Source organism: Arthrobacter sp. zg-Y895, assembly GCF_020731025.1.
Classification (GTDB): Bacteria; Actinomycetota; Actinomycetes; order Actinomycetales; family Micrococcaceae; genus Arthrobacter_B.
Map to the genome: position 1 here is coordinate 195103 of NZ_JAJFZY010000008.1, position 19005 is coordinate 214107.

Annotated in this window: 18 protein-coding genes and 1 pseudogene; 16 read left to right on the forward strand and 3 right to left on the reverse strand. The window is 66.8% G+C overall.

The window, feature by feature from the left end; all coding sequences use genetic code 11:
* Positions 1 to 8 precede the first annotated feature (8 nt).
* Entirely contained in the window at positions 9 to 1307 is a 1299-nt protein-coding gene (locus LJ760_RS13945) for an APC family permease (protein WP_227921322.1), read from the reverse strand.
* Between the two features lie 125 nt (positions 1308 to 1432).
* On the opposite strand from LJ760_RS13945, the gene aspS reads away from it, so the two are divergent.
* The 3 genes from aspS (at position 1433) to LJ760_RS13960 (ending at position 5230) form a co-directional block, all read left to right on the forward strand.
* Complete coding sequence (aspS, locus tag LJ760_RS13950) at positions 1433 to 3226, forward strand: aspartate--tRNA ligase (RefSeq protein WP_227921325.1); 1794 nt, start codon at positions 1433 to 1435, stop codon at positions 3224 to 3226.
* A 120-nt stretch (positions 3227 to 3346) separates the two neighbouring features.
* A complete protein-coding gene (locus LJ760_RS13955; RefSeq protein ID WP_227921328.1) occupies positions 3347 to 4183 on the forward strand; it encodes a PhzF family phenazine biosynthesis protein in 837 nt (278 codons plus the stop codon).
* Positions 4184 to 4198: 15 nt separating this feature from the next.
* Entirely contained in the window at positions 4199 to 5230 is a 1032-nt protein-coding gene (locus tag LJ760_RS13960; protein ID WP_331460713.1) for an NAD(P)H-dependent flavin oxidoreductase, read from the forward strand.
* Positions 5231 to 5236: 6 nt separating this feature from the next.
* Here LJ760_RS13960 and LJ760_RS13965 read toward each other — a convergent pair whose 3' ends face one another.
* Positions 5237 to 5824, reverse strand: a complete 588-nt coding sequence (locus LJ760_RS13965; protein WP_227921332.1) for a Vms1/Ankzf1 family peptidyl-tRNA hydrolase — start codon at positions 5822 to 5824, stop codon at positions 5237 to 5239.
* A gap of 188 nt (positions 5825 to 6012) precedes the next feature.
* Here LJ760_RS13965 and LJ760_RS13970 point away from each other — a divergent pair, with 188 nt between their 5' ends.
* The 13 genes from LJ760_RS13970 to nusB all read left to right on the forward strand — a co-directional run bounded on the left by LJ760_RS13970 (position 6013) and on the right by nusB (position 18441).
* Positions 6013 to 7308 (forward strand): replication-associated recombination protein A, encoded by a 1296-nt coding sequence (locus LJ760_RS13970; protein ID WP_442860653.1) that lies wholly within the window; start codon positions 6013 to 6015, stop codon positions 7306 to 7308.
* 208 nt (positions 7309 to 7516) lie between these two features.
* Entirely contained in the window at positions 7517 to 8143 is a 627-nt protein-coding gene (gene rpsD, locus LJ760_RS13975; protein WP_104054795.1) for a 30S ribosomal protein S4, read from the forward strand.
* A gap of 229 nt (positions 8144 to 8372) precedes the next feature.
* Entirely contained in the window at positions 8373 to 8747 is a 375-nt protein-coding gene (locus LJ760_RS13980; RefSeq protein ID WP_227921340.1) for a DUF948 domain-containing protein, read from the forward strand.
* 27 nt (positions 8748 to 8774) lie between these two features.
* Positions 8775 to 9029, forward strand: coding sequence for a hypothetical protein (locus LJ760_RS13985; protein WP_227921347.1), 255 nt, complete (start codon positions 8775 to 8777; stop codon positions 9027 to 9029).
* 93 nt (positions 9030 to 9122) lie between these two features.
* On the forward strand, positions 9123 to 11816 hold the full coding sequence (gene alaS, locus LJ760_RS13990; RefSeq protein WP_227921350.1) for an alanine--tRNA ligase: 2694 nt from the start codon (positions 9123 to 9125) through the stop codon (positions 11814 to 11816).
* Position 11817: 1 nt separating this feature from the next.
* Positions 11818 to 12390: a Holliday junction resolvase RuvX gene (gene ruvX / locus LJ760_RS13995; RefSeq protein WP_227921352.1), complete on the forward strand. Its 573-nt coding sequence runs from the start codon at positions 11818 to 11820 to the stop codon at positions 12388 to 12390.
* Positions 12387 to 13601: an endolytic transglycosylase MltG gene (gene mltG / locus LJ760_RS14000; RefSeq protein WP_227921355.1), complete on the forward strand. Its 1215-nt coding sequence runs from the start codon at positions 12387 to 12389 to the stop codon at positions 13599 to 13601. Before ruvX ends, mltG begins: the two co-directional genes overlap by 4 nt.
* Before the next feature lie 2 nt (positions 13602 to 13603).
* A complete protein-coding gene (locus tag LJ760_RS14005) occupies positions 13604 to 14473 on the forward strand; it encodes a shikimate dehydrogenase family protein (protein WP_227921358.1) in 870 nt (289 codons plus the stop codon).
* 32 nt (positions 14474 to 14505) lie between these two features.
* On the forward strand, positions 14506 to 15714 hold the full coding sequence (aroC, locus tag LJ760_RS14010; RefSeq protein ID WP_227921359.1) for a chorismate synthase: 1209 nt from the start codon (positions 14506 to 14508) through the stop codon (positions 15712 to 15714).
* A complete protein-coding gene (locus LJ760_RS14015) occupies positions 15704 to 16246 on the forward strand; it encodes a shikimate kinase (protein WP_227921360.1) in 543 nt (180 codons plus the stop codon). The genes aroC and LJ760_RS14015 overlap by 11 nt, the downstream gene beginning before the upstream one ends.
* Positions 16247 to 17368, forward strand: a complete 1122-nt coding sequence (aroB, locus tag LJ760_RS14020; protein WP_227921362.1) for a 3-dehydroquinate synthase — start codon at positions 16247 to 16249, stop codon at positions 17366 to 17368.
* 102 nt (positions 17369 to 17470) lie between these two features.
* Positions 17471 to 18034 carry an elongation factor P gene (gene efp, locus LJ760_RS14025; protein ID WP_227911484.1) on the forward strand — a complete coding sequence of 188 codons (564 nt, stop codon included), beginning with the start codon at positions 17471 to 17473 and terminating at the stop codon, positions 18032 to 18034.
* A complete protein-coding gene (gene nusB / locus LJ760_RS14030) occupies positions 18031 to 18441 on the forward strand; it encodes a transcription antitermination factor NusB (RefSeq protein WP_227921364.1) in 411 nt (136 codons plus the stop codon). The genes efp and nusB overlap by 4 nt, the downstream gene beginning before the upstream one ends.
* 122 nt (positions 18442 to 18563) lie before the next feature.
* On the opposite strand, the pseudogene LJ760_RS14035 reads toward nusB, so the two are convergent.
* A pseudogene (locus LJ760_RS14035) lies at positions 18564 to 19005 on the reverse strand (PrsW family intramembrane metalloprotease); the annotation flags it as partial.

Below are 19005 nucleotides of genomic sequence, written 5' to 3' on the forward strand. Positions count from 1 at the left end.
GGACGAGGCTAGAACGGCGGCGTCCTTGCGGTCCGCGGCCGCCGGAAACTCAACCGGACCACGAGCCCCGCCACCAGGATGATCAGTGCCAGGCTGATGGACACCGGCGGCAGGGCGAGTGCCAGCAGCAGCGCCCCCACCGCCCCGGCCAGGTTCAGGACTCGGGGTGCGTAGCGCGTGCGGTCCTTCAGTGTGAAAGCACACACGGTGGTGATGGCCGCGTAGAACAGCAGGGCGAAGGACGCCATCCCCAGCAGCGCGTCCAGATCCCCGAGCAGCACAAGCAGCAGCACGACGGCGGCGGCCGCGGCTTCGGCGGCCCAAGGGGTCTGCCCGCGGCCGAAGCGGGATTCCCTCGACGCACCAAAGAAGGGCGGAAGGTCACGGTCGGCGGCCATGTCGGAGGCTGTCCGGCCTGCCGATTCCAGCAGCGACCACAGGCCGCCCAGGGCAGCGGCGGCAACGGCAAGGATGACGGCACCCGTGCCCACGCCCGCGCCCACGCTCTCCAGGGGTTCAAGCAGGGGAGCCGTCTCGGCGGACAGGGCAGCCGCTCCGTAGTAGGCCAGCATTGATGAACCCATGAACCAATACAGTCCGAAGGCCACGGCAATGGCAGCGGGGATCGCGATGGGCAGGTTGCGTGAGGGATTGCGCACACCGGACCCCAGCGTGGCCAGCCGCGTGTACCCGGAGAAAATAAAGAACAGCAGTCCGGCGGCCTGCAGCACGCCCGAGGTGGAAGCCTCAATCTCCGCACCCACCCGCACCGGCTGGTGAGGCGCCTCGTTGAAGAGCACCACCACCGTGAAGGCCAGGACGCTGAAGACAAAGGCCACTATGAAGCGGGTGACCCAGGAACTCCTGTTCACTCCCAGCAGGTTCACCGCAGCCATGACAAACACGGCTCCCGCCGCGCCGGCCCGGGGATGCTCAGGGAAGACATACGCCCCGAACGCGAGGGCCAGGACAGCCGAGGAAAGCAGCAACGCCCAGATCAGGGTCCAGCCGGAAAGGAAACCGCTGTACGGCCCCAGGAGGATCCGCGCGGCTGTCCGCGCCGTGGCGTCTCCGCCCCGGTCCTCGGGGAGCCGGCGCGAAACGGCCCTGCTGAGCTGGAAGGTGGAGAGCCCGCAGAGGAAGGCCACAACAGCGGCTATGCCGAGGCCCGCGCCCAGCGCCGGTCCTGCAGCGGCCGCAGCCGGAGCGAAGGCGACGAACGCGCCCGCACCGACGATGGAGCCTAGGCCGGCAGTGGTGGCATCAAAGCCGCCCAGGGGAACACGCGGCTGGGTAGTGCCGGACAACAGGCTTATCCAATCGGTAGGTACATGGCGGGGTGGGGGTCGGTTCACCGGTAAACTCTCAAGGAGACCGTGTATTTACAATGGGCGGAAACAGTGGTTTCCGCAAGTTTTTCGAAAGGACAGCTGTGCTGCGCACTCATGCCCTTGGTTCCCTGAGGGCCGAGCATATTGGACAGACCGTTACTCTCGCAGGATGGGTCGCCCGACGGCGCGACCACGGCGGCGTTGCCTTCCTCGACCTCCGCGATGCCTCGGGTGTGGCGCAGGTTGTGGTGCGTGAAGAGGATGTCTTCCACGGGCTGCGCAACGAGTACGTCCTGCAGATCACCGGCACCGTGCAGAAGCGGCCCGAGGGTAACGAGAACCCGGCCCTGGCCACGGGCGAAGTCGAGGTGATCGCGGACGACGTCGTCATCCTGAACACTTCAGACCCGCTGCCGTTCCAGATCGACGAGCACGTGGAGGTCGGCGAGGAAGCACGCCTGCGCCACCGTTACCTGGACCTCCGCCGCCCGGCACCGGCCGCGGCCATGCGCCTGCGCTCGGAAGCCAACCGCGTGGCCCGTGAACTGCTGCACGATGAAGGCTTCGTGGAGATCGAAACCCCCACGCTGACCCGGTCCACCCCTGAGGGTGCCCGCGACTTCGTGGTTCCCGCACGCCTGGCCCCGGGTTCCTGGTACGCCCTGCCGCAGTCCCCGCAGCTGTTCAAGCAGCTGCTGCAGGTTGGCGGCTTCGAGAAGTACTACCAGATTGCCCGGTGCTACCGCGATGAGGACTTCCGCGCGGACCGCCAGCCGGAGTTCACGCAGCTGGACATTGAAGCCAGCTTCGTTGAGGAAGACGACATCATCGCCCTGGGCGAGCAGATCGTGAAGTCGCTGTGGAAGCTGATCGGCGTCGAGATCAGCACCCCCATCCCGCGCATGACCTACGCCGATGCCATGGCCCGCTACGGTTCCGACAAGCCGGACCTGCGGTTCGGCCTGGAACTCACCGAGCTGACCGAATTCTTCAAGGACACCACCTTCCGCGTCTTCCAGGCTCCCTACGTGGGTGCCGTGGTGATGCCGGGCGGTGCCTCCCAGGCACGCCGCACCCTTGATGCCTGGCAGGAATGGGCCAAGCAGCGCGGCGCGAAGGGCCTGGCCTACGTGCTGATCCAGGAAGACGGCACGCTGACCGGACCGGTCGCCAAGAACCTGACCGACTTCGAGCGGGAGAACCTCGCCGAAAAGGTGGGCGCCAAGCCCGGTGACTGCATCTTCTTCGGTGCCGGCGAAAAGAGCGAGGCACGTGCCCTGCTCGGCGCCGCACGCGTGGAGATCGGCCACCGCACCGGCCTGATCGATCCCAAGGACTGGGCCTTCGTCTGGGTGGTTGACGCACCCATGTTCGAGCCGGCGTCGGCCGCAGTTGCCGCCGGCGACGTGGCTGTGGGCGGCGGGGCCTGGACGGCCGTGCACCACGCCTTCACCTCGCCCAAGCCCGAATTCATGGATACCTTCGACACGGATCCCGAGTCGGCAGTGGCCTACGCCTACGACATTGTCTGCAACGGCAACGAAATCGGCGGCGGTTCCATCCGTATCCACCAGCGCGACGTGCAGGAACGCGTCTTCAAGGTCATGGGCCTTTCGCAGGAAGACGCCCAGGAAAAGTTCGGGTTCCTGCTCGAAGGCTTCAAGTACGGCGCACCGCCCCACGGCGGCATCGCGTTCGGCTGGGACCGCGTAGTGGCCCTGCTGGCCGGCACCGAGTCGATCCGCGACGTCATCGCCTTCCCGAAGTCCGGCGGCGGCTACGACCCGCTGACGCAGGCTCCGGCACCGATCACGCCGCAGCAGCGCAAGGAAGCCGGCGTGGACTTCAAGCCTGAGGCGAAGAAGGACAAGGAAGCAGCCGCGAAGGAAGCATAGCTTCCCGCCGCAGGTACGGTACCCGGTCGCAGCATGCGGCCGGGTACCGTACTTTAACCGTGTTTTGACATGCCCGCTTCCGCTGGACAGTCCGGCACCGGCACCCGATAGTGTTTGGGCATGAGAGATCGCTGGTTCAAGCAGGTGGACGTATTCGGCACGAAGCCCTATCTGGGCAACCCGGTGGCCGTGGTGCTGGATGCCGACGGCGTTTCCGACGCCGCCATGGCCTCCTTTGCCCGGTGGACCAACCTGTCCGAGACAACGTTCGTGCTGCCGCCCACCCAGGAAGGCGCCGACTACAGGGTCCGCATTTTCACGCCCGGGGGAGAGATCCCCTTCGCCGGGCACCCCACGCTGGGCACCTGCCACGCCTGGCTCGAAGCCGGCAACATCCCGCATTACCCCGGCGTGGTGATTTCCGAATGCGAAGTGGGCCTGGTGACCCTGCACGCCTCGGCCGGGATGGCCGCGTTCGGCGCACCGCCGCTGATCCGCTCGGGCGAGCTGGAGGAAGCCGTGCTGAAGCAGGCGGTGGACGCCCTCGGGATTACCCGGGACCAGGTCTCCGCCTCGAACTGGATCGACAACGGTCCCGGCTGGCTGGGTCTGCTCCTGAAGGATGCCGAAACCGTGCTGTCCCTGACGCCGGATCCGGCAGCTATGGGCTCCCTGGCCGTGGGAGTCATCGGCCCGCAGCCCGACGGCGGCGAAACGGACTTCGAAGTCCGCGCCTTCGCGCCCGGCCACGGGGTGCGGGAGGATCCCGTCACCGGCAGCCTCAACGCCGGACTGGCGCAGTGGCTGATCGGAGCCGGACTCGCACCGGAGCGCTACACCGTCACGCAGGGCACCGTGCTGGAGCGTTCCGGACTGGTGCGGATCTTTACCCGGGACCGGAAGATCTGGGTCGGCGGGGAAACCGCCACCTGCATCGACGGCACCGTAAAGCTGTAGGCGGCGGGAATGTTGATGCTGGGGTCCCTTCCGCACGCCGTCGTCGGCGCGCCCATGGCCGGCGGGCCGTCCACTCCGGCGCTGGCAGCGGCGGTCAGCAACGCCGGAGGCCTGGGGTTCCTCGCGGCAGGCTATAAAAGCGCTGAGGCTCTGGCCGGGGAAATCACGGCGACCCGGGCGCTGACCGGCCGGCCGTTCGGAGTAAACCTCTTCGTGCCGGATGCCGCGAACACCGGCGGTTCCGGAACATCCCGGCAGGTCGCTGCCGCCCTGGCCTACCGGGAGCAGCTGGCCCGGGACTATCCGCCGGAGCTGCTGCCGCTGCCGGACCCGGAGGACGACGACGGATGGGACGCCAAGCTCGAACTGGTCCTCCGCCTGCAGGTACCCGTGGTGTCCTTTACCTTCGGCCTGCCCGGCGGAGACGTTATTACTGCGCTCCGGGAGGCAGGCACCGCCGTCGCCGTCACCGTGACCACCTCATGGGAAGCGGAGCTGGCCGTTGCGGCAGGTGCACGGATGCTGTGCCTGCAGGGACCGGCGGCCGGCGGTCACCGCGGAACCTTCGACGCCGCGGCGGAACCGTCCGCGCAGTCGTTGGATGAGCTGGTGCGTGCGGTCCGGGACGCCTTCAATGACGATGTTGAACTCATTGCCGCCGGAGGCATCAGCACTCCTGCACAGGTCCGGACCCTGCGGGCTGCCGGGGCCGACGCCGTGCAGGTCGGCACCGCGCTGCTGTTGAGCCCGGAGGCCGGGACCGCGGCCGTGCACCGGGCGGCCCTGCAGGACCCGCAGTTTACGGAGACCGCACTGACCCGGGCCTTTTCCGGCCGCACCGCACGGGGACTGGCCAACCGGTTTATGGCCCAACACTCTGACGCTCCGGCCGCCTACCCGCTGGTCAACCAGGTCACCAAGGGGCTCAGGGCACAGGCGGCAGCGTCGGGGAATCCGCACGGCACCAGCCTCTGGGCCGGAACCGGTTACCACTCGGCACTGCCGGAGCCGGCCGCCGCCGTTGTCGTGCGGCTGGGGATGCGGTAACCGTTCCTAGGGCAGGCTGATCCGGACAAACACCGACGCCGCATCCCGGGCCGCCTGCGCCAGCACCGCTGCTTTCGGGTCAGGTACGTCCAGCGGGCGCAGCCGGGGCAGCCCGGCCCAGCGGGCAAACTCCCGCCGGCCGGCAACCTGCTCGGCCAGCATCCGGTCGCCGCCGAAGACCAGGTACTCCGGAGCGGCGCTGCTGAATACGGCCGCTGCCTGCTCCGCGGCGGTGGCAGCCAACGCATCGGCCGCGTTTGCCCGGCGGTTGTTCGGCGAACCCGTCTTCGAGCCCAGCAGGCGGCCTTCCCGGGCAACGCCCACGGCATATCCGCCGCGGCGGACCAGCACCAGGCCCAGGGTCCGGGCCTGCCCTGCCAGCGAAGCGAGGCGTTCGACGTCGTTGGTTCCCCGCCCGGGGCGGCCGTCGGCAGGCCACGGCCCCAATAGCTCGGCCTCGGCGCCGGACGCAGCACGGACCCGGACACCCTCATTCCCGGAGACAAACTCCAGTGCACCCTGGCCCGCTTCGAACCGTTCCAGCCACCCGGTCAGCCGCTCTGCCGGAACATAGGTGGTGCGCGAGGCAGGCATGGCCGGGTCTGCTTTCAACGAAAAGCGGGGTGGACCTGCTCAGGTTACGGCACGAGTAGCCTTGAAGCGTGAATGGTTTGCCGGGGAATGATTTGTTCAGCGTAGACGGAGACGACGACGCAGAGTTCGACGACGCCGGGGCAGCCCCGGGCACGAGAGTGCGGCCGCGCAGCCCCCTGGCTGTGCGGATGCGCCCGCGCACGGTGGACGAGGTGGTGGGACAGCAGCACCTGCTCGGCCCCGGCTCCCCGCTGCGCACGCTGGCTTCCTTCGCCGATGAACGCAATCCCGCCGGACCTTCTTCGGTCATGCTGTGGGGGCCGCCCGGCACCGGCAAGACCACTTTGGCGCACGTCGTCGCCCGGGGTGCCGGGCGCAAGTTCGTGGAACTCTCCGCCATCACGGCCGGCGTCAAGGATGTCCGCCGGGTCATGGAGCAGGCCCTGACGGACCGGGACCTGCACGGCGTCACCACCATCCTCTTCCTGGACGAGATCCACCGCTTCAACAAGGCCCAGCAGGATGCCCTGCTGCCCGGGGTGGAAAACCGGTGGGTGGTCCTGATGGCAGCCACCACGGAAAACCCGTCCTTCTCCGTGGTTTCCCCGCTGCTGTCCCGGTCGCTGCTGCTGACACTGAAACCGCTGACCGAGGAGGACATCGCCGCCCTGCTCCAACGCGCCGTCGAGGATGAACGGGGGCTGGCCGGACGGGTCACGCTTAGCTCCGAGGCGCTGGAGCACCTGGTCCGGCTGGCGGCAGGGGACGCCCGCCGCGGCCTGACCGCGCTCGAGGCCGCCGCCGGCGTCGCCTACTCCGAAAAAGCGGACGACGACGATATTCCCGAAGTGACCCTGAGACACGCCGAAGAGGCACTGGACGTTGCGGCGCTGCGCTACGACCGCGCGGGTGACCAGCACTACGACATCACCAGCGCGTTCATCAAGTCCCTCCGGGGATCCGATGTCGACGCCGCCCTGCACTACCTGGCCCGCATGCTGGAATCGGGGGAGGACCCCCGGTTCATTTCCCGGCGGTTGATCATCTCGGCATCGGAGGACGTGGGAATGGCGGACCCGACCGCGCTGCAGACCGCCGTCGCGGCCGCCCAGGCCGTCCAGCTGATCGGCATGCCCGAAGGGCGGATCATCCTGGCCGAGGCGGTGGTGCATATTGCCACCGCACCGAAATCCAACGCTGCCTACAACGGCATCAACGCGGCCATCGCCGATGTGCGGGCCGGACGCGGGCAGGGCGTTCCGTCCCATCTGCGCGATGCCCACTACCCGGGCGCGAAGCAGCTGGGACACGGCAAGGGGTACATCTATTCGCATGACTCCCCGCACGGCGTCGCACGCCAGCAGTACGCGCCGGATGACCTGGTCGGAAAAAACTACTACGAACCCACCGGCAACGGAGTGGAGCGCGACATTTCCGCCAGGCTGGAGCGGCTGCGGGGAATCATCCGGGGCGAGAAGTCCTGACCGGCCCCGGCTGTTCCTGCCGGCGGGCCCCGCAGTGCGTGTTAGCATTGATGGTTGACTGGCAAGCCGGTTGTCGATTTCGACACCCTCGGCTGTAGCAGACGGCAGCGGTTGGCCGGAGCTCTCCCTAATGGAGGCCAGCATATTTCGCAGCAGTCACGGCACGTACTACCGCCGTGGCCAAACCGCCAAACAGTGAAAGGTGAACGTGGCTAACAACACACGTGCACGCCGGCAGGCACGCGCATCGCGCGCCCTCGGCATTGCTTTGACCCCCAAGGCAGCAAAGTACTTCGAGCGTCGGCCTTACCCCCCGGGTGAGCACGGCCGCGCCCGTCGCAAGCAGGACAGCGACTACGCCGTACGTCTGCGCGAAAAGCAGCGTCTGCGCGCCCAGTACGGCATCCGCGAAGCACAGATGACCCGTGTCTTCGAAGAAGCCCGCCGTACCGCCGGCCTGACCGGTGAAAACCTGATCGAACTGCTCGAAATGCGTCTCGACGCACTCGTGCTGCGTGCCGGCTTTGCCCGCACGATCGCCCAGGCCCGCCAGCTGGTTGTGCACCGTCACATCATGGTTGACGGCGCCCGCGTGGACCGCCCGTCCTTCCGCGTTTCCGAAGGCCAGCTCATCCACGTGCACCAGCGCAGCGAGACCATGACGCCGTTCCAGGTTGCCGCAGCCGGCGCCCACCGCGACGTCCTGCCCGCCGTTCCGGGTTACCTCGATGTTTCCCTGGACAAGCTGCAGGCACGCCTCGTGCGTCGCCCGAAGCGCTCGGAAGTCCCCGTGACCTGCGAAGAGCAGCTCGTGGTGGAATACTACGCACGCTAATAACGGAAACTTTTCCGTTTACTGTTCAGCCCGCGGCCTTGTGCCGCGGGCTGTTCCGTTATCCGGGGCAGTATTCCTCCTTTCGTGGCGTACACGGCAAAAGTAAGTGCCGCGGCGTTGCAGTAGGTAAGGTACATACCGGAGTCTTTCGCCGTATCCAGGCGGGGACTTCCGGGCAGAGCCGTTCACGGCGATGCGAACCACGAATTTTTGCGCAAGAAGGAGTCCCATGTCGGGTGGAGATATAGCCGGTCTGATCGCGGCCGGTGTGTTTGCCGTATTGGTCGCGTTGCTGGCCGTTCCCGTCTGGAAACTGGGGAAGGTCTTCGACGAGATGCGCGGCGCCATTCGTACGCTCAGCGAGGAGACCACTCCGCTGATCGACGAGGTCACCACCACGGTGTCCACCACCAACCTGCAGCTGCAGAAGGTGGACGGCATCTCCTCGAACGTTTCGGACGCATCGGCCAACTTGTCCGCTCTGTCCTCCCTGGTGGCCGCCACCGTGGGTTCCCCGCTGATCAAGGTCTCGGCGTTCAGCTACGGCGTACGTTCCGCCCTCGCCTCCCGCAGGACCGCCGGCCGTGGCCGGCGCAGCCGCTAAGCACACCAACAACTACAGGAGCCAGCCATGATCAAGCGCGTATTTTGGATGTCCATTGGCGTTGCCATCGGCGTAATCGCCGTCCGCCGGGTTTCCGAGGCCAAGACCAGCCTGAGCCAGGCGGGGATCAACCGTGCGGTGGATTCCGCAGCCGGTGCCGTGCAGAGCTTCGCCGAAGCCCTGCGTGAAGGCATGGGCCAGCGCGAGGGCGAGCTGCGTGCCGCCCTGGGCCTGGACAACTCCGACAACGTTGCCGAGACCCTGAGGTCCACGCGCCGCTAAGCGCCGCACTTCTTCGTCACTGGCAGCACAGCATTACGCACGCAGCTCCACCTGCCTGCTGAAACACCATTACCGGAAGGGTATAGAACCACCATGAAGTCCCACGAGATTGCACGCCGCTGGCTGGATTACTTCAGCGATAAGGGACATACGGTGGTGCCCTCGGCGTCGCTCGTCTCCAACGATCCCTCGCTGCTGTTCACCGTGGCCGGCATGGTGCCGTTCATCCCTTACCTAACCGCCCGCGAAAAGGCGCCGTACAGCCGGGCAACCAGCGTGCAGAAGTGCATCCGCACCGCGGACATCGAAGAAGTGGGCAAGACCGCCCGCCACGGCACCTTCTTCCAGATGGCAGGCAACTTCTCCTTCGGTGACTACTTCAAGGAAGAAGCGATCACCTACGCCTGGGAACTGCTGACCTCCGACGTCGAGAAGGGCGGTTACGGGCTGGACCCGCAGCGGCTCTGGGTCACCGTTTACGAAGACGGCGACGAGCGCGACGACGAAGCGCGCGCCATCTGGCGGGACAAGATCGGCATCCCGAATGACCGCATCATCGGGACCGGCAAGGCAGACAACTACTGGAACACCGGACAGGCAGGCCCGGGCGGCCCCTGCTCCGAGATCTACTACGACCGCGGTCCGGCCTACGGCCAGGAGGGCGGCCCGGCAGTAGACGAGACGCGCTACATCGAGATCTGGAACCTGGTCTTTATGCAGTACCAGCTCTCCGCCGTGCGCTCCAAGACGGACTTCGACGTGGCCGGCGAACTGCCGCAGAAGAACATCGACACGGGTCTCGGCCTGGAGCGCCTGGCGATGATCCTGCAGGGCGTGGAGAACATGTACGAGACGGACCAGGTCCGTCCGGTGCTGGACAAGGCCGCCGAGCTCTCCGGCAAGACCTACACCAGCTCCGAAGACCCCTCGGACCCGCACCACACGGACGACGTCCGGATGCGCGTGGTGGCCGACCACATCCGCTCCGCCCTGATGTTGATTTCCGACGGCGTGAGCCCGTCCAACGAAGGCCGCGGCTACGTGCTGCGCCGCCTCATCCGCCGGGCCGTGCGCGCCATGCGCCTGCTGGGCGTGGACACCGCCGTGCTGCCCGAACTGCTGCCCGTCTCCCGCGACGCCATGAAGGGCACGTACCCCGAGGTTGAAGCCGACTTCGCCCGGATCAGCCGGATCGCCTATGCCGAGGAGAAGGCGTTCCTGCGCACCATCGCCTCCGGCACCGAGCGCCTGGAAGAGGCCGTCAAGGTTTCCAAGGCCGCCGGAGCTCCGTTGAGCGGCGAAGAAGCGTTTGCCCTGCACGACACCTACGGTTTCCCCATCGACCTCACGCTGGAAATGGCCGAGGAAGCGGGCCTGAAGGTCGACGAGGCCGGATTCCGCTCGCTGATGTCCGAGCAGCGCAAGCGCGCCCAGGCAGATGCCCGCGGGAAGAAGCACGGGCACGCCGATATGTCGGTGTTCAACGAACTGCTGGCCGCCGGCTCCACAGTATTCACCGGCTATGACGAGCTGAAGACCGAATCGAAGGTCCGCGGCATCATTTCGGGGAACTCCCGGGTGGAATACGCCGGGCAGGGTTCCGAAATCTCCCTGGTGCTGGACTCGACGCCGTTCTATGCCGAAGCGGGCGGGCAGGCCGCCGATACCGGCCTCATCACCGGTGACGGCTTCGTCCTCGAGGTGCAGGACGTCCAGCGCCCGGTCAAGGGGCTGAGCGTGCACAAGGCGATTGTCCGCGAAGGCGAGATCGCTGCCGGCGCCAACGTGCTGGCCGCCGTCGACGCCCAGCGCCGCCACGAGGCAGAGCAGGCGCACTCCGGCACGCACATCGTGCACGCGGCCCTGCACCAGATCCTCGGCCCGGAAGCGCTGCAGCGCGGCTCCTTCAACAAGGCCGGCTACCTGCGCTTCGACTTCTCCTGGGGCGAAGGTCTCTCCGACGCCGCGAAGTCCGAAATCGAAGAGGTCTCCAACCTCGCGATCCGCAGCAACTACCAGGTGGAGACCAAGGTCATGTCCCTGGCGGACGCCAAGGCACTGGGCGCCACCGCACTGTTCGGCGAAGCCTACGGTGACACCGTGCGGGTCGTGGAAATGAACGGCGACTGGTCCCGCGAACTCTGCGGCGGCACCCACGTGGCCTCGACTTCCCGCATCGGCAGCCTGACCCTGCTGGGCGAGCAGTCCGTCGGATCCGGCAACCGCCGGGTCGAAGCCTTCGTGGGCATGGACGCCTTCCGCCACCTCGCCGCCGAGCGCGCACTGGTGAATGAGCTGTCCGAGATGCTCAAGGTCCCTTCGGTGCAGCTGCCGGACCGCCTCGCTGCCACCCTGGCCAAGCTGAAGTCCACCGAGAAGGAACTCGAAAAGCTGCGCCGCGAGCAGCTGGCCGCTTCCGCCGCCGCCCTCGTAGGCACCGCAGTGGATGTAGACGGCGTCCGGCTCCTGGCCCACAATGCCGGCGAGGTCGGGGGAGCGGATGACCTGCGCACCTTGGCCCTTGACCTGCGTTCCCGCCTGGGCAGCGAACCCGCAGCGGTGGCTGTCGCCGGTGTCTCCAACAACCGTCCCGTAGTGATTGTCGCCACCAACGAAGGCGCCCGCGGCGCCGGCGTCAAGGCCGGTGCCCTCGTCAAGGTTGCCGCCGGCGTGCTTGGCGGCGGCGGCGGCGGCAAGGACGACGTCGCCCAGGGCGGCGGCTCCGATGCCGGCAGGATCGGAGCTGCCCTCACGGCGATCCGCGAAGCCGTGGCCGGGCGGAGCTGACTTGAGTGGTCTGCACGGGGTGAAGCTGGGTGTCGACGTCGGCCTGGTTCGGGTCGGCCTCGCCGCCAGCGACCCCGACGGCGTCCTGGCCATGCCGGTCAGGACGCTGAAGCGGGACGCGAAGAAGAACAGCGACATCCGCGTGGTGGTCCGGGAAGCTGCGGAGCGGGGTGCCGTCGAAGTGTTTGTCGGCCTGCCCCGCAGCCTGGGCGGCGGCGAAACCGCCTCCACCCAGATGGCCCGGGACTACGCGCAGGCGCTGGTCCGGGCCCTGGCCGACGCCGGCCAGGAACAGCAGGTGCGGTTGGTGGACGAACGCCTGACTACGGTCTCCGCGCACCGTTCCCTGCGCGAAGCTGGAATGAACAGCCGGAATCACCGTACAGTGGTTGATCAAGCGGCTGCTGTAGCGATTCTGCAGCAGTCTATTGACACACAACGATCCCTGAACCGGGACGTAGGGGAGCTGGTTACACTGCGCCGGCCGCGCCGCGAAAGCGGCGGGGTGCCGGCCCCGACCGAGGAGTTCGAAATTTCGCAGGACATCGAGCGCGAAAGCGGTAATACGCCGTGAGCCACAGATATCCCGAGTACCCGGCCATGGCGGAGCCTGACCGCAGGCCCCGACAGGGCGGCAGTCATGAACTCCCCGTGGGCGTGTTCTTTGAGGAGCCCTCGGACCTTCCCAGCCGCAGGAGCCAGCGGCCGAGCCGTGAAAAGCAGCGCCGCCGCCGTCGCCGCACCATCATCATGGTCACCGTGCTGGCCGTGTTCGCAGGCGTGGTTTTCGGCCTCATCATGTTCCTGCGGGACCTGCTGGGCATGAACGAGATCCAGGACTACGAGGGTGCAGGCAACGGCACCGTGGCGTTCACCGTGGCAGAAGGTGACGGCCCGCTGCTGATCGGCGGAAAGCTCGAAGCCGAAGACATCGTCGCCACGTCCAAGGAATTCGTCAACGCCTTCACCGCCCAGTCGGACGGACGGGAAATCCAGCCCGGGACGTACGAAATGAAATACCAGATGTCCTCCTCCGCTGCCGTGGATGCCCTGCTCGGGGACGGCGGCAGCCAGGTGCATTACGCGGCAGTGGCACGCGACCTGCGCCAGGGCGAGGTCTTCGAAGTCCTGAATACCTCCACCCGGATCCCGCTTTCTGAGTTCCAGGCCTTGGCCGCGGACCCGCAGCAGTTCGGCCTGCCGGAGGAAGCAGTAAGCCTTGAAGGCTACCTGCATCCGGGCGAATACCGGTTCGACGTCGAAAAGGACGCCACCGAGATCATCACCGAGATGGTGGATAACACGTTCGCTGAACTCGAAGCGGCCGGTATTACCGATCCCGCCGAGCAGTACCGGATCCTGACCAAGGCCAGCATCATCCAGGCCGAGGCCGGGGAGGCTGACTACGGTGCCGTCGCCGGCTCCATCGAGAACCGGTTGGGCCCGGACAACAAGGAAACCAACGGGCTGATCCAGTCCGATGCCACGGTGACGTACGGCCTGAACCGCAAGAGCTATGAACTCACCGCGGAGGAAAAGGCGGACAAATCCAACCCGTACAACACCTACGCCAACCCCGGCCTGCCCGTCGGTCCCATCGGTTCCCCGAGCCGGGAGGCCATTGAGGCAGCGGCCAACCCTGATGACGTCCCGTACTACTACTGGGTCACCGTCAACCTGGACAGCGGCGAAACCAAGTTCTCCTCCACCCTCGCCGAGCACGCCAAGTACGTCGAGGAATACCAGAACTGGTGCAGTACCCAAAAAGCCGGGCGGTGTGGTTAGCGGTGGATAGCGCCCCGCGGCGCGCAGCCGTGCTGGGGCATCCGATCAGCCATTCCCAGTCACCCCGGCTGCACCAGGCCGCGTACAACCATCTGGGGTTCGACTGCAGCTACGAGGCGATAGACCTCCGTGTTGAGGAGGCCGCGGGATTCGCGGCCTCCCTCCGCGGGCAGGAGGGCTGGACCGGTCTGTCCGTCACTATGCCGCTGAAGGCCGTCATGGCGGAGGAGATGGACGAGGTCGGGCCGCTGGTGAAGGCGCTCGGAGTGCTGAACACCGTGACCTTCTCCCGGACAGGCTCCCGCACGGTCCTGACCGGCCACAACACCGATGTGGCCGGCATTGTCGGCGCCCTGCGGTACGCCGGAGTCGGTTCCGGAGCGCGGGCCGTGGTGCTTGGCGCGGGCGGAACCGCGTGCGCCGCTGTTGCGGCACTGGCGCGGCTGGACCCGTCCGAAACGGTGGTCTGCGCCCGACGCTTCCCGGTACCTGCCCCCGGGCAGGCAGGGGTGCTGGAGGCAGGCCACGCAACCGGCGTTGCCGTGCACCCGCGGCCGTGGGAGGAGGCAGCCACAGCCTGCGAGGCGGCCGACGTCGTAATCTGCACGCTGCCGCCGCACGGTGCAGACGGCCTCGCGGACGCAATCTCCGAAGTCCGGCAGGACGCCATCCTCCTGGATGCCGCGTACGACCCATGGCCAAGCCGGATCGCGTCCGTCTGGTCCGGGTTCGGCGGAACGGTGGTGCCGGGCATCGAGATGCTGCTTTACCAGGCCGTGGAGCAGGTAAAACTGTTTACCGGGGACGCGTTCTTCGACGAACCCGGCGTCATAAACGCCATGTGTGACGCTGTGCGAATCCCGCGGCGCTGAACGCCCACGCCGGGCATGGCAGTATTGAAAGCATGTTGCGTTGGTTGACCGCCGGTGAGTCCCATGGCCCTGCTTTGGTTGGAATTGTTGAAGGTGTCCCTGCCGGAGTGGAGGTGGACAGCACCCTCATCTCCGCTGCTCTTGCCCGTCGCCGCCTCGGTTACGGCCGCGGCGCCCGAATGAAATTTGAACAGGATGCCGTGCGCATCCTGGGCGGCGTCCGCCACGGCAAGACCCAGGGCGGCCCGGTCGCCATCGAGATCGGCAACACCGAATGGCCCAAGTGGGAACAGGTGATGGCTGCCGATCCGGTGGATCCGGCGGTCCTGGCCAACTCTGCACGCAATGCGCCCCTCACCCGTCCCCGTCCTGGGCATGCTGATTTCACCGGTATGCAGAAGTACGGTTTCGACGAAGCCCGTCCCGTCCTTGAACGCGCCAGCGCAAGGGAAACCGCCACCCGCGTGGCGCTTGGCGCCGTCGCCTCTGCCTTCCTGAAGCAGCTGGGCATTGAACTGGTCAGCCACACCGTGGGCATCGCCGGTGTGATGGCGCCGGGCGACTCGGCCTTGCCGCTCCCGGCCGACGTCGACGCGCTCGACGCCGACCCGATGCGCTGCTTCGATGCAGGCGTCTCGGCGGCCATGGTGGCCGAAGTCGATGCCGCGCACAAGGAGGGCGAGACGCTCGGGGGAGTGGTGGAGGTGCTGGCCTACGGCCTGCCGCCGGGACTGGGCAGCTACGTTCATTGGGACCGCCGGCTGGACGCCCGCATCGCCGGCGCCCTGATGGGCATCCAGGCCATCAAGGGCGTGGAAGTAGGGGACGGTTTCCTCACTGCCACCCGCCGCGGCTCCGCTGCCCACGACGAAATCCTGCAGGACGCCGAGGGCCGCGTGGTCCGATCAAGCAACCGCGCCGGAGGCATCGAAGGGGGCATGAGCATCGGCGAACTGCTGCGGGTACGTGCCGCAATGAAACCCATTGCCACCGTGCCGCGGGCGCTGCGCACCGTTGACGTGAGTACTTCCGAACCGGCCCGGGCCCACCACCAGCGGTCGGATGTCTGCGCGGTCCCCGCTGCCGGCGTGGTTGCCGAAGCCATGGTGGCGCTGGTCCTGGCCGAAGCCGTGATCGAGAAGTTCGGCGGCGATTCCGTGCCCGAAACTGCACGGAACCTGCACGCCTACCTGGCCGCCATTCCGCAGCCGCTGGAATCCGCCGGTACCGATGTCCCCTAGGAGCGACAGGTCCAGCGGGCTCGACCGGCACCTGGTCCTGATGGGCTTTATGGCGGCCGGGAAGTCGGTCGTCGGACGCGGGTTCGCTGCCCGCCAGGGAATGCCCTTCCTGGACACGGACGAGGCCGTCGTGGCACGGTACGGTCCCATTGCCGGCATTTTCAGCGCGTACGGTGAGCACTATTTCCGCGAGGTCGAAGCGCGGACCGTTGCCGCTGCCCTTGAAGCCCGCGTGCCCACCGTGATTTCCCTGGGCGGAGGCGCCGTGCTGGACTCGGGGACCCAGCAACTGCTCGGCCGCGCCACTGTAGTGTTTCTGGATACGGACCTTGCCACCGTGCTTCCACGGATCACCCGTGCAGGCCACCGTCCCCTGCTCGCACCGGACCCGGTCCGGCGCTGGCAGGAACTGGCGGACATCCGCCGTCCCATATACGAATCCCTGGCCGACATCACCATTGACACCAGGGGACTTACCGTTCCGGCCATTATTGACCGGCTGACTTCCGTCCTCATCAAAGGAGAAGACTAGATGCCCTCCGACCCCACGATCATCCCGGTGACCGGCACCAACCCCGCAGAGAACTACGACGTCGTCGTAGGCAACGGCCTGCTTGGCCGGCTGCCGGACATGCTGGGTGAGCGCGTGCGCCGCGTCCTGGTGATCCACCCGCGCGCCCTGCGCACCACCGGCGATACCGTACGCGACGAACTCGCCGCCACGGGCCTGACCGCCGTCACCGCGGAGATCCCGGACGCCGAAGAGGGCAAGCACATCCAGGTGGCGTCCTTCTGCTGGCAGGTCCTGGGCCAGAACGATTTCACCCGGTCCGATGCCATTGTCGCCGTCGGTGGCGGAGCGGTCACCGACGTGGCCGGCTTCGTGGCCGCCACGTGGCTGCGCGGCATTAAAGTGGTGCACATCCCCACGTCCCTGCTGGGCATGGTGGACGCGGCCGTGGGCGGCAAGACCGCCATCAACACCGCCGAAGGCAAGAACCTCGTGGGCGCCTTCCATCCGCCCGCCGGGGTCCTGGCGGACCTGGACGCCCTGGCCACCCTGCCCAGGAACGAGCTGCTCAGCGGCATGGCCGAGGTCATCAAATGCGGGTTCATCGCCGACCCTGCCATCCTGGACCTGGTCGAAGCGAACCCGGAGGCAGTGGCCGACGGCGCTTCCGACGTCGTGCGCGAACTGGTGGAACGCTCCATCGGGGTCAAGGCGGAAATTGTTTCCTCGGACCTGCGCGAATCCGGCCGGCGGGAATTCCTGAACTACGGGCACACCCTGGGCCATTCCATCGAGCTGGCGGAACGCTACCAGTGGCGGCACGGCGCGGCAGTGTCCGTTGGCCTGGTCTTCGCCGCGGAACTGGGACGGACGGTGGGCCGGTTGGATGACGCGACTGCGGACCGGCACAAGGAGATCCTCTCCTCGCTGGGGCTGCCCGTGACCTACCGCAAGGACCGTTGGTCCGCCCTGCTGGACGGCATGCGCCGGGACAAGAAGTCCCGCGGGGACCTGTTGCGCTTCGTGGTGCTGGACGGACTGGCGAAACCGTCCATGCTGGAGGTGCCGGATACCTCGCTGCTGTTCGCGGCCTACCAGGAGATCGCCTCCGAGCCGCAGGGCGGAATCCGCCTCAGCCTGTAGGTTCTGCGCGAGCGGGTAGAATAGTCGACGGACTTGAATAAAACGTACTTTGACTAACGAACGTACTTTGACTAACGACTGACGAACAACGGAAGAGAAACTGTGGCGACGACCAACGACATCAAGAACGGCACCGTGCTGAAGCTTGAAGGCAACCTCTGGAGCATCATCGAGTTCCAGCACGTGAAGCCGGGCAAGGGTGGTGCGTTCGTCCGTACCAAGATGCGCAACGTGACTTCGGGCAAGGTAGTGGACAAGACGTTCAACGCCGGCATCAAGGTCGAGACCGCCACGGTGGACCGCCGCGATTACCAGTACCTGTACCAGGACGGCGAAGACTACGTCTTCATGGACACCTCCGACTTTGACCAGCTCACGGTCCCCGGCAAGATCGTCGGTGACAACGCGAACTTCATGATGGAGTCCATGATGGTCACCATCGCGATCCACGAGGGTTCGCCGCTGTACATCGAACTCCCGCCGTCGGTCACCATGGAGATCACGTACACCGAGCCGGGCCTGCAGGGCGACCGGTCCACCGGCGGCACCAAGCCCGCCACGATCGAGACCGGCTACGAGATCCAGGTGCCGCTGTTCCTGGAGCAGGGCACCAAGGTCAAGGTCGACACCCGCACCGGCGACTACCTGGGACGCGTTAACGAGTGAGTGCACGCAGTAAAGCACGGACCCGGGCACTGGAGGTCCTTTTCGAAGCCGAACAGCGTTCGGTTTCTGCCTTCGATGCCATTCGGGCCCGCCGCGAAAAGACCGACCAGACCATCAACCCCTACACCATGGACCTGGTGGAAGGCGTGGTTGCGATGCAGGAGCAGATCGATGAGTTCCTGAGCACGTATTCGCAGGGCTGGACGCTTGATCGCATGCCCTCGGTGGACCGCATCATCCTCCGCCTGGGCACTTGGGAACTTCTCTACAACGACGACGTTCCCGACAAGGTGGCCATCAGCGAAGCCGTGGAATTGGCGAAAGCACTCTCCACGGACGAATCACCGGCCTTCATCAACGGCCTGCTCGGACGGCTGCAGGAACTGAAGCCCTCCCTGCTGGCTTAGCCAGGATCCAAGCATCCAGAAAAGACCGGCCCCGCGGGGCCGGTCTTTTCTGCGTTTCCAGCCGTTTCACTTCGGCTGCGGGTTTCACCCGGGCTGGAGGGTTTTACCTGGGCTGCAGGGTTTCACCTGGCCTGGAGGGCCTGCCCGGCCAGCATGGTGGTCCGGATGCCGGTGAGTTCACCCAGCAGGGTCCGCTCATACTCCATGTTGGCGCTGACATCCCGGCCGGAGGCTATCTGCTGCCGGGTCAATGCCAGGCGGGTGGCACGCCGGATGAACTCCTTCATGTGCGGTGCCGCCCCGGTGGCCCGTGCCCAGCCCATGGCCTGGCGGCGGCCGGCGCCGGTGGCCAGCATCCGCACTTCTGCGGGGGTGAACCAGCCCGCCATGGCGTATTCGGAAAGCCGTTGCAGGGTCAGGCGCTGCTCCGCGCGGCGCAGCAGCCACACCCCGGTGACCGCCGCGCCGAAGAACGGAACCTGGAGCAGGAAGTAGAACAGGAAGAAGTCCCCGAAAAACAACGCGGGGCCGCCGTTCCACAGCATGTGCCCCAGGATGGCCGGA

Excerpts from the sequence above, each read along its gene's own strand:
- aroB (WP_227921362.1), top strand. The coding sequence starts at position 16,247 with ATGCCCTCCGACCCCACGATCATCCCGGTGACCGGCACCAACCCCGCA.
- LJ760_RS13980 (WP_227921340.1), top strand. The coding sequence starts at position 8,373 with ATGTCGGGTGGAGATATAGCCGGTCTGATCGCGGCCGGTGTGTTTGCC.
- aroC (WP_227921359.1), top strand. The coding sequence starts at position 14,506 with ATGTTGCGTTGGTTGACCGCCGGTGAGTCCCATGGCCCTGCTTTGGTT.
- LJ760_RS13960 (WP_331460713.1), top strand. The coding sequence starts at position 4,199 with ATGCTGGGGTCCCTTCCGCACGCCGTCGTCGGCGCGCCCATGGCCGGC.
- LJ760_RS14015 (WP_227921360.1), top strand. The coding sequence starts at position 15,704 with ATGTCCCCTAGGAGCGACAGGTCCAGCGGGCTCGACCGGCACCTGGTC.
- LJ760_RS13985 (WP_227921347.1), top strand. The coding sequence starts at position 8,775 with ATGATCAAGCGCGTATTTTGGATGTCCATTGGCGTTGCCATCGGCGTA.
- alaS (WP_227921350.1), top strand. The coding sequence starts at position 9,123 with ATGAAGTCCCACGAGATTGCACGCCGCTGGCTGGATTACTTCAGCGAT.
- LJ760_RS13965 (WP_227921332.1), bottom strand. The coding sequence starts at position 5,824 with ATGCCTGCCTCGCGCACCACCTATGTTCCGGCAGAGCGGCTGACCGGG.
- LJ760_RS13970 (WP_442860653.1), top strand. The coding sequence starts at position 6,013 with ATGCGCCCGCGCACGGTGGACGAGGTGGTGGGACAGCAGCACCTGCTC.
- LJ760_RS13955 (WP_227921328.1), top strand. The coding sequence starts at position 3,347 with ATGAGAGATCGCTGGTTCAAGCAGGTGGACGTATTCGGCACGAAGCCC.